The sequence below is a fragment of the Terriglobales bacterium genome (assembly GCA_035651995.1).
Taxonomy (GTDB): Bacteria; Acidobacteriota; Terriglobia; order Terriglobales; family Acidobacteriaceae; genus DASRER01.
The window spans coordinates 113506-123615 of sequence record DASRER010000038.1; the positions used below are offsets into that span (position 1 = coordinate 113506).

The window sequence follows — 10110 nt, forward strand, 5'->3', positions numbered from 1 at the left end:
AGGCGTTCGATGGTGCCCCAGGTTCGCGCCGCGCTTTTCGGCGCTAACGTGGGAATCGGTGGAAGCACCGGGCCCGGTAGGCCAGGGCTTCAGCCCTGGACGCGAGTGGAACGAGCGCCCGGTGGACCACCGCGGCATAATGGCCGCGGGGCTTCAGCCCCGGCGTCGGGATCAGAAGCCGCGCCGAATGTCAGGTCATGGTCATCGGATCCAATGGCCCGATGCCCCGATGGCCCGATATTCAATCAAGACCATGGACTCCGTCCGGCTCGACAAGTGGCTCTGGGCCGCGCGCTTCTTCAAGACGCGGGCGCTGGCGGCGCGCGCCTGCGCACTGGGGCGCGTCCTGGCGAATGGCCAGCCGGCCAAGCCCGCGCGCGAGGTCCGCGCTGGCGACATGCTGCGCGTCACCAGCGACAGCGGAGAGTTCGAAGTCGAGGTGCTGCTGCTGAGCGCGGTGCGCGGCCCCGCTTCCCTCGCGCAGACGCTCTACCGCGAGACCGAAGCCAGCCGCCAGCTGCGCGCCAAGCTCGCCGCCGAGCGCAAGGCGATGCAGCAGTTTGAGCAGTTGCCCGCCGGCCGCCCGTCGAAGCGCGACCGCCGCAGGATGATTCAGTTTCGCGGCAGGGGCTGAAGGCGCGCCGCTGCTGCTTTTTCCGCCTTAGGCGATTCTCTTTTCGACGGCTACGCCGTCACGTAGCGGCCCGCGTCAATCACCTTCGACGCGATCTCCTGGCGCAGGCCGATGACGTTGGCCGGCTCGTGCTTGCCGAGGCGGCGCAGAATCGCGAGCTGTGTGCGCAGCACGTCGCCTTCGGCGACGGCGGCGATGACGCGCTTGGAGGCTGCCTCAATCTTCGCCATCGCGCCGTCGAGATAGACCTGCGTCATCTTCGCGGCGTGCGCGGCCGCCGCCTCGCCCTGGCGCGCCATGAGTTTCTGCGCGCGCAGCACGCACGACTCCATCGCGTACGCCTCGATGAGCACGTCGGCCAGCGCCGCCAGGATCTCCTGCTGGTCGGCGAGCGCGGTCATGTACTTCTGCGAGGCGGCGCCGGCGGCGAACAGTCCGATCTTCTTCGCGGCCGCGACCATCTTGCGCGCGGCGGCGAGCGGCGCGCCGTCGTCTTCGCTCAGCGACGGGCCGGCCATCACTTCGTCCATGATGCGTTTGATGGCTGCCATGAGCGGGAGCTGCCCGGTCATGGCGCGCTTGAGCAGAAAGCCGGTGGTGATGAGCCGGTTGATTTCGTTCGTGCCCTCGAAGATGCGGTTCACGCGCGAATCGCGATAAGCGCGCTCGGCCGGATACTCTTCGACGAAGCCGTAGCCGCCGTAGATTTGCACGACCTCGTCGACCACGCGGTCGAGGAACTCCGAGCCCCAGACCTTGATCATGGAGCACTCGACGGCGTACTCCTCGATGGCCTTGCAAACCTGCCTGGCGGCTTCGGGGCTGGACTTGTCGACTTCGGCGAGCGCCGCGTCCATCATGCCGACGGTGCGATACACCATGGCTTCGCCGGCCCACACGCCGACCGCCATCTCGGCAATTTTTTCGCGGATGAGGCCGAAGTCTGCGATGGTCTTGCCGAAGGCCTTGCGCTGTTTGGCATAGGCAATGGCATTCGCCAGCGAGTTGCGCGCGCCGCCCACGCACGCCGCGCCCAGCTTGAAGCGGCCCACGTTGAGGATGTTGAAGGCGATCACGTGTCCTTTGCCGATTTCGCCCAGGACATTTTCCGCCGGGACCTTACAGTCGTTCAGGATCAATGGACATGTGGACGAGCCGCGAATGCCCATCTTGTGCTCTTCGGCGCCGACGGCGAACCCGGGAAACGACTTTTCGACCAGGAAGGCCGTGAACTTTTCGCCGTCCACTTTGGCAAAGACGGTGAACAGGTCGGCGAACGACGCGTTGGTGATCCACATCTTCTCGCCGTTCAGCACGTAGTGCTTGCCGTCGGCGCTCAGCTCGGCGCGCGCCCGGCAGTTAAGCGCGTCAGATCCGGAAGAAGATTCCGAGAGCGCGTAGGCGCCGATCATTTCGCCCGAGGCGAGCCTGGGCAGGTACTTTTTCTTCTGCTCCTCGGTGCCGAAGTACACGATGGGCAGCGTGCCGATGCCGACGTGTCCGCCGAAACTGACGCTGAAGCTGCCCGACTTGGCGATGCGGTCGGCGATGATGCAGGAGGAGACCTTGTCCATGTCGGCGCCGCCGTAGGCTTCAGGGACGTCGACGGAAGTCAGTCCGAGGTCGCTGGCCTTCTTGAGCAGCTCGCGCGTCACGGCGAATTCCTTGCGCTCGATCTTCTCGACCACCGGAAGAATTTCGTTGGTGGCGAATTCTTCCGCGGTCTGCGCGATGAGCTGGTGCTGCTCGTTGAAGTCCTCGGGCGTGAACACGTCGTCGGGCTTGTGGTCTTCGATGAGGAAGCTGCCGCCTGCAAGCTTCGTCTTGGGGACTGCCGTTGCCGTGGCCATGTTCGCTCCAAACAAACGTCAAACCGCAGGGGACGCGGAGGACGCAGAGGATGCTGGTTCAAATTGGTTCACCACGCGCCAGATTCCTTCGCGTAGGTGAACAACGTTGAAATTGAGAATGAGACCCAGTGTCTTACCGGAAAGCCGCAGATATGAAAGCAATTGAACCTTGTGAATCGGCGCGAGCTTTTCGATCGCTTTGAGCTCGACGATAACTGAGTCTTCCACCGCCAAATCCATTCTGTAAGCCCCGTCGGGCTTCATGGAGCCGTAGACAATCGGAGCAGCTACTTCTTCCTGAACCTTGAGGCCGCGTTGCCGCAACTCATAAGCAAGGCATGCGCGATAAATATGTTCCAGCAGATCTGGGCCAAGCGCGGAATGGACCTTCCTGGCTGCGTCGATCACAACGCCGCTGATCTGATTGAGCTCCAACGTTCTCTATCCTCTGCGTCCTCGGCGTCCTCTGCGGTTTGCCTATTGCATATTCTCAAAAATACCAGCGGCGCCCATGCCGCCGCCGATGCACATCGTGACCAGGCCGTAGCGCGCGTTGCGGCGCTTGAGTTCGCGCAGGATCGTCGCCGTCAGCTTCGCGCCGGTGCAGCCCAGCGGATGGCCCAGCGCGACCGCGCCGCCGTTCACGTTCACGCGCTCGGGATCGAGCCCCGCTTCCTTGATCACGCCGAGCGCCTGCGCGGCGAAGGCTTCGTTGAGCTCGATGACGTCGATGTCGGCAAGCTTAAGGCCCGCGAGCTTGAGCGCTTTCGGGATGGCGTACACCGGACCGAGTCCCATTTCTTCCGGCTTGTAGCCCGCGGTGGCGAAGGCGACGTAGCGCGCCAGGGGCTTGATGCCGAGCTGCTGCGCGCGGTCAGCCGACATGACGACCGCGGCGGCGGCGCCGTCGGACATTTGTGACGAATTGCCGGCGGTGACTTGTCCTGTGGCGTGGAAGGCAGGCTTGAGCGCGGCGAGGGCCTGGATGGAAGTGTCGGCGCGCGGGCCTTCGTCCATCTTGAAGACGATCTCGGTGCGCTTGGGCTTGCCGCCGTTCGGCGTGGTGAAGCTGACCGGCACGGGAACGAGCTCGTCGTCGAACTTGCCGGCGGCGATGGCCGCGACGGCCTTCTGGTGGCTGCGCAGGGAGAATTCGTCGGCCTGGTCGCGCGTGATGCCCAGCCGCCTGGCAACGCGCTCGGCGGTGAGGCCCATGGAGAGATACGAGTCGGGATAGTTGGCCACCAGCCACGGATTGGCGGAGAACTTGTTGCCGCTCATCGGCACCATGGACATGCTCTCGGTGCCGCCGGCGACGATGACTTCCGCGCCGCCCGAACCGATGCGCTCGGCGGCGAGCGCGATGGATTGCAGCCCCGAGGAGCAGAAGCGGTTGATGGTCATGGCCGAGACTTCGATCGGCAATCCGGCGCGCAGCGAGGCGATGCGGGCCACATTCATTCCCTGCTCGCCCTCGGGCATGGCGCAGCCGAGGATCACGTCTTCGATCTCGCGCGGCTCGAGCTGCGGCACGCGCTCGAGCGCGCCCTTGATGGCGATGGCCGCAAGGTCGTCGGGACGCGTGGCGCGCAGCGTGCCCTTGAATGCTTTGCCGACCGGTGTGCGAACGGAACTGGCGATGACTACGTCACGCATACGACACCTGCTGTTGGCTCTTAGCTGTTAGCTTTTGGCTTGGACCCGAACACGAACAAATGATACGAGCTGCAGCGGCCCACAGGAGCACATTTGCAAGCGCCCTCGCAGCAATGAATATTGGAAACGGAGTTCGCGAAAATGTGGCACTGTGAATACCACCGGTCGCCATGTAAGCGGCAAGAAGGCCAGGCGTCAGTAGCCGCTGCCTGGAAACAATTCCCATAGCGCGAGTCCAACCACGGTTACGGCAACGCCAACCAACAAGGCTGAGATTGCCGGCCTCTGACCATGCTCTAGTTCCTCAGCGTCTTCCCCGTCTTCAACGTGTACTGAATGCGTTCCTGCGTTTTGCGCTCGCCGCAGAGCGATTTGAACGCCTCGCGCTCGAGGTCAAGGATGTACTGCTCGCTCACGGGCGTGCCGGGCGAGACGGCGCCGCCGCAGAGCGCTTCGGCAATCCTGGTCGCGATCTTGACCTCGTGGTCGCTGATGAATTCGCCCTGCCTCATTAGATGGATTCCCAGCTTCATGGTTGCGAGCACGCTTTCGCCGGGCGCGGGGATGTCGGTGCGCGGCTGCGGAGGCTCATAGCCGGCGCGGGCGAGTTCGAGCGCGCGGGCCTTGGCGTCGGAGAGCAGGCGCTCGCGGTTCATGGTGACGCGGTCGGCGCCGGAGAGGAAGCCGAGCGAGCGGGCTTCGGATGCGGACGTTGAGACCTTGGCCATCGCAATGGTTTCAAACACCCGGCGCAGGGCTTCGAACTGCTCAACGGATTCGGACTTGCCGTCGCGGCGGACTTGCGCGGCGCTGTCGAGCGCGCGCAGCAGCATCTCCTTGCAGCCGCCGCCTCCGGGCAGCAGCCCGACACCGGCTTCGACCAGTCCCATGTAGAGCTCGGCGTGCGGCTGGCGCGCGGCGCCGTGCAGGCTGATTTCGCAGCCGCCGCCCAGCGCCATGCCGAAGGGCGCCACGACGACCGGCTTGGGCGAGAACTTGATGGCCTGCGTCATGCCCTGGAAGCTGCGGACCATCATGTCCACTTCGTCCCAGTCTTCTTCCTGCACGGACATGAGCAGCAGCATGACGTTGGCGCCGACGGAGAAGTTGGCAGCGTCGTTGGTGATGACGAACGCGTCGAAGGCGTCGCCGGGGCCGCCGGGCTTGAGCGACTGGGTGACGAGCTGAATGATGTCGCCGCCGAGCGCGTTCATCTTGGAATGAAATTCGAGGCAGGCGACGCCGTCGCCGAGGTCCACCAGCGATGCGCCGGCGTTCTTGCGGACGACCTTCGTTCCGGATTGCTTCGCGATCGCGACCGACCACACGCCGTCGGGCGCGGAAACCGGCTTGCGGGTGAGGCTTGCGAGGTCAAAAAACGTCCGGCCGCTGGGGGCGCTTGGCGCGGGCTCGTACCAGCTCTGCTGGCTGGCGCCGAGGAGGATCTCAGCGTTTTCGGCGACGGGACGTCCTTCGGCGCGCATGCGCGTGACGGTGGCGGAGACGCCGGCGGCGTCCCAGAGCTCGAACGGGCCGAGCTCCCAGTTGAAGCCGAGGCGCATGGCGCGGTCAATCTCGACGACGGTGTCGGAAATTTCCGGAATGCGGTTGGCGGCGTAGGTCCAGAGGTCGGCGAGCGCGGACCAGAGAAAGGCTGATTCTTTGCCCTTGCCGGTCGCGAGCAGCATCTTCAGGCGCTCGGCGGGGTTCTCGACGTTCTTCGCCATGTCGAGCAGGGCGAATTTCGGCTTCTGGCGCGGGCGGTACTCGAGCGTCTTCCAGTCGAGCGCAAGGCGGTCCTGGCCTTCGGGCGCACCCTTCACCCGCTTGTAGAAGCCGACCCCGGTTTTGTCGCCCAGCCACTTGCGGTTGAGCATCTCCTGGACGAAGTCAGGGACTTTCAAATCGCTGCGCTCGTCGCGCGCGTTCTGGGTGAGGTTCTTGACGACGGAGACAAGGACGTCGAGGCCGACAAGGTCGATGGTGCGGAAAGTCGCGGAGCGCGGCCAGCCGACGGCGGGGCCGGTGAGCGCGTCGACCTCTTCGATGGTGAGGTCGAGCTCCTGCATGAGGCGCATCACGTTGAGCACGCTGAAGGTGCCGATGCGGTTGCCGATGAAGTTGGGCGTGTCCTTGGCGGTGACGATGCCCTTGCCCAGCTCGACGTCGCAGAAGCGCGCGACGGCCTCGAGGGCGGCGCGGTCGGAATCGGGCGTGGGAACCAGCTCGAGCAACCGCATGTAGCGCGGCGGATTGAAGAAGTGCGTGCCGAACCAGTGGCGGCGGAAGTCGTCGGAAAAACCCTCCGCGATCTTCGCTACAGGAAGCCCGCTGGTGTTGGTGGTGACGATCGTGCCCGGCTTGCGCACGGCCTCGACTTTGCGCAGCAAGCCGCGCTTGAGGTCGAGATTCTCGACGACGGCTTCGATGATCCAGTCCACGCCGGAAAGCTGGGCGAGGTCGTCTTCGAAGTTGCCGACGCGGACCAGGCGGGCGAGCGAAGGATCGAAAAACGCCGCGGGCTTGGACTTGCGGGCGGCGTCGAGGCCGGCGGCGGCGATCTGGTTGCGGGACTTCGCGTCAGCGTTGGCCGGAACGATATCAAGCAGCAGCGTGGGCACGCCGGCGTTGGCCATGTGGGCGGCGATGCGTGCGCCCATGGTGCCGGCGCCGAGGACTGCGACCTTATGAATGCGCTTCACAGCGGCAGATTGTAACGGGCTTCGCCGTGTGGCGGTGGCAGAGCCGAGGTCGGTCATTGGTCCGCCTCCCGGGCGCGCGACTCCTCAACGGCTGGCCGGAATGAAGGGCGCGCAGCGTATTGATGTGGGGTGAGGATGGCACGCCGCGCGCCGGTAGTAATTGGGAAGAGTGTATTGAATGAATGCTCATTCAGTCAACTATCTTGAGCAAGCCCGCCGCGACGGTCGAGTCGAAGGATCCCTACTTCGACCCAGCAGCCGAGGTCGAGCAGGGATGCTTCGACTCCGGCCCGCTTGGGGCGGGCCTCGGCTCAGCATGACGCTCTGAAGGGGCTGCAGAACGTAGAGACATAGCTTGCTAGTCTCCTGTGTGGGTATTGTCGTCATCCTGAGCGAGCGCGAAGCGCGAGTCGAAGGATCCCTACTTCGACCCAGCAGCCGAGGTCGAGCAGGGATGCTTCGACTCCGGCCCGCTGGGGCGGGCCTCCGCTCACATGACGCTCTGAAGGGTTGCGTTACGAAGGATGGAAGGACCCAAACCGACCGCCGTGGCGCGCGGCGTCGCAGCCACGCGCGAGAGTCGGCGCGCACATCGTTTTCACCGGAGCGCAAGGGCGACTACGAGAAGAGCCTCGCCAGGAAGAAGGCGGCGCCGGCGGCGAGGCCGCCGACGAGCAGCGTCTGCCAGGCGCCGCGCAGCGAGCCGGTCTGGCTGACGCGTCCCTTCAGAAATCCGAACGTCGCGAGCGCGAGAGCGGTGACGCCGCTGGAGGTGAACAGGGCGGCGTGCACGTCGTGCATCACGGTGTAGGGCGAGAGGGGAATGATGCCGCCGGCGACGTAGGAACCGGCAATCGTGGCCGCGCTCACGACGGCGCGCTTGGGGTCGGGGCGCTCGAGGCCGAGTTCGAAGCGCATCATGAAGTCCACCCAGTCTTCGTGGCGCTTTTCCAGCGCGCGCACGATGGGATGAATTTCCTCGGGCGTGAGCCCGTAGCCCTCAAAGATTTCCTGCGTCTCGCGGACTTCGTCGGCCCTGCGCTCGCGCACTTCGTACTGCTCGCGGCGTCGCTCACGAACGTAGTGCTCGGCGTCGCTGCGCGCTGCCAAGTATCCGCCGAGACCCATGGCGATGGAGCCGGCGGCGATCTCGGCCAGACCGGCGATAACGATGGTGCGGTTGGCGACCATCGCGCCGCTCAGTCCGGCGGCGAGCGCGAAGGGGACGGTGAGTCCGTCAGACATGCCGATGACGATGTCGCGAACCACCTGGCTGCCGGTGAAATGACGCTCGACGTGCGGTGTGGCGGGCATGGCGGGAAGAAGCTATCACAGAGGCACAGAGAAGAGTTGCCGCTTGGCAACCCTCTGTGACCCTGTGTCCCGGTGGTGGATGTTCGCTACCTCAATTCCGGATGGGCCCGCACGTACTCGATGGCGTTCTTCGCCATGTCGCGCTCGCCGCGATAGCTCAGGAGTCTTGACGCGTCGTCGAGCGGGATCCACTCGGCAGCGGCGACTTCGTGCCGCATCTCGTCAGAGATGTTGCCCAGTTTCCCGTCGCGGTAGAGGAATAGATAGAAGGTGACGATCTTGAAGACGCGTTGGCCGTCGCCCCACGTGCGGCGGTAGACGTACTTGACGTCGCCCAGCTTGCCCACCAGTTCGGCGTCGAGGCCGGTTTCTTCGCGGACCTCGCGCAGCGCGGTCTGTTGCGGGCGCTCGCCGGGATCGACGATGCCCTTGGGCAGGGCGAGGACGCGCGGCTGGCTGGCGTTCGCGGCGTCGCGGCGCGGCTCGATGGCGGCCAGCTGCCACTTGCCGCGAAAGCGGCGCAGCACAACACCACCGGCTGAGAATTCGCGCGCCATGGTCTTGATCGTCAGAACGGGGAGGCCAGTCTGCCCCCGGGCGCGGCATGGGTGCAAGGCCCGGCGGAAAACCACGGCGCAGGGTAATCAGGCGGCGTATCCAAAGTAATGGCCAGATGGCCGCGCAACCAGCAATTCTGGCGCGCCAGGGCGCATCATTGTTGCTGCTGGTTGCATCGAACTAAGGGCAGAGCTTTATGAGCAAACTCGCCCGGCTGGCACGATCGCTGCACGTTTTCGCGGAGAACCTGAAGCGTCCTCCGGTGCTGGCGCCGGCGACTGCGCCATGGCAGCGTCCGCGCGTGGGCGTGGCGCTGGGTGGCGGATTCGCGCGTGGACTCGCCCACCTGGGCGTGATGAAGGTCCTGGAAGACGAGCAAATTCCCATCGATTATGTTGCCGGCACCAGCGTGGGCGCGGTGCTGGGCGCCATGTACGCCAGCGGGGTTTCCGTCCAAGAGATGCTCGAGGTCGCGCACTTGGTGCGCTTCAAAGACTTCGCGCGCTGGACGGTGTCGCGCTTCGGCTTCTGCTCCAACGATCGCATGTCGATCTTCCTGCACAAACTGGTCCGCGTGAAGACGTTCGAAGAGCTGCGGCTGCCGCTGGCGGTGGCCGCGACCGACTTCGTGACCGGCGACGCGGTGGTGTTCCGCTCCGGCCCGCTGGTGGACGCGATACGCGCCAGCTGCGCCTATCCGGGTATGTTCCTGCCGGTGAACATAAACGGACGGCTGCTAGTGGATGGGCTGCTGGCGCATCCGGTACCGAGCGCGCCCCTGCGCGAGATGGGCGCCGACCGCGTGATCGGAATCCACCTGAGCGCGCACTGGGTGAACCTGCGCGGGCCGCGGCATGTGTTCGACGTGATCGGGCAATGCTTCTCCATCGCGCAGGAAAAAATGAGCGGGGTGTGGCGCGCAGCCAGCGACGTGGTGCTGGAGCCCAACGTGGACGGAATTCCTTACGACGCCTTCGAGCGCGCGCCGGAGATGATCCTGGCCGGCGAAGCGGCGGCGCGGGCGGCGCTGCCGCAGATCAGGCAGTGGATCGCGGAACCGGCGGTTGCTGTTGCTCCCGCGCGGCCGAGGACGGCGCCGAGGGTTGAGCCGGCGGTGGGGTAGGGCGCGACCACGCCCTTCGCCCCCGAAAGCTTCGGAGTCTCCCTCCAAACTTGAAGTCATGCTGAGCGGAGGCCCGCCCCAGCGGGCCGGAGTCGAAGCATCCCTACTCGACCTCGGCTGCTGGGTCGAAGTAGGGATCCTTCGACTCGCGCTTCGCGCTCGCTCAGGATGACGACAATACCCACACAGGCGACGTAGCAAGCTATGTCTCTACGTTCTGCAACCCCTTCAGAGCGTCATGCTGAGCGGAGGCCCGCCCCAAGCGGGCCGGAG

At 65.3% G+C, this 10110-nt stretch carries 8 protein-coding genes; 2 read left to right on the top strand and 6 right to left on the bottom strand.

What is annotated here, in order from left to right; genetic code table 11:
• Positions 1–229 precede the first annotated feature (229 nt).
• A complete protein-coding gene (locus tag VFA60_13215) occupies positions 230–634 on the top strand; it encodes an RNA-binding S4 domain-containing protein (protein ID HZQ92748.1) in 405 nt (134 codons plus the stop codon).
• Between the two features lie 50 nt (positions 635–684).
• Here VFA60_13215 and VFA60_13220 read toward each other — a convergent pair whose 3' ends face one another.
• From VFA60_13220 to VFA60_13245, 6 genes are all read right to left on the bottom strand, one after another.
• On the bottom strand, positions 685–2484 hold the full coding sequence (locus VFA60_13220) for an acyl-CoA dehydrogenase family protein (protein ID HZQ92749.1): 1800 nt from the start codon (positions 2482–2484) through the stop codon (positions 685–687).
• Between the two features lie 18 nt (positions 2485–2502).
• A complete protein-coding gene (locus tag VFA60_13225) occupies positions 2503–2919 on the bottom strand; it encodes a GxxExxY protein (GenBank protein ID HZQ92750.1) in 417 nt (138 codons plus the stop codon).
• 42 nt (positions 2920–2961) lie between these two features.
• A complete protein-coding gene (locus tag VFA60_13230) occupies positions 2962–4140 on the bottom strand; it encodes a thiolase family protein (GenBank protein ID HZQ92751.1) in 1179 nt (392 codons plus the stop codon).
• A 296-nt stretch (positions 4141–4436) separates the two neighbouring features.
• Positions 4437–6842: a 3-hydroxyacyl-CoA dehydrogenase NAD-binding domain-containing protein gene (locus VFA60_13235; GenBank protein HZQ92752.1), complete on the bottom strand. Its 2406-nt coding sequence runs from the start codon at positions 6840–6842 to the stop codon at positions 4437–4439.
• A gap of 618 nt (positions 6843–7460) precedes the next feature.
• Positions 7461–8156 carry a VIT1/CCC1 transporter family protein gene (locus VFA60_13240; protein ID HZQ92753.1) on the bottom strand — a complete coding sequence of 232 codons (696 nt, stop codon included), beginning with the start codon at positions 8154–8156 and terminating at the stop codon, positions 7461–7463.
• Positions 8157–8242: 86 nt separating this feature from the next.
• Positions 8243–8713, bottom strand: coding sequence for an NUDIX domain-containing protein (locus VFA60_13245; protein HZQ92754.1), 471 nt, complete (start codon positions 8711–8713; stop codon positions 8243–8245).
• Between the two features lie 197 nt (positions 8714–8910).
• Between VFA60_13245 and VFA60_13250 the strand changes: the two genes are divergently transcribed.
• A complete protein-coding gene (locus VFA60_13250; GenBank protein ID HZQ92755.1) occupies positions 8911–9837 on the top strand; it encodes a patatin-like phospholipase family protein in 927 nt (308 codons plus the stop codon).
• Positions 9838–10110 lie beyond the last annotated feature (273 nt).

Excerpts from the sequence above, each read along its gene's own strand:
- VFA60_13215 (HZQ92748.1), top strand. The coding sequence starts at position 230 with ATGGCCCGATATTCAATCAAGACCATGGACTCCGTCCGGCTCGACAAG.
- VFA60_13220 (HZQ92749.1), bottom strand. The coding sequence starts at position 2,484 with ATGGCCACGGCAACGGCAGTCCCCAAGACGAAGCTTGCAGGCGGCAGC.
- VFA60_13230 (HZQ92751.1), bottom strand. The coding sequence starts at position 4,140 with ATGCGTGACGTAGTCATCGCCAGTTCCGTTCGCACACCGGTCGGCAAA.
- VFA60_13240 (HZQ92753.1), bottom strand. The coding sequence starts at position 8,156 with ATGCCCGCCACACCGCACGTCGAGCGTCATTTCACCGGCAGCCAGGTG.
- VFA60_13245 (HZQ92754.1), bottom strand. The coding sequence starts at position 8,713 with ATGGCGCGCGAATTCTCAGCCGGTGGTGTTGTGCTGCGCCGCTTTCGC.
- VFA60_13250 (HZQ92755.1), top strand. The coding sequence starts at position 8,911 with ATGAGCAAACTCGCCCGGCTGGCACGATCGCTGCACGTTTTCGCGGAG.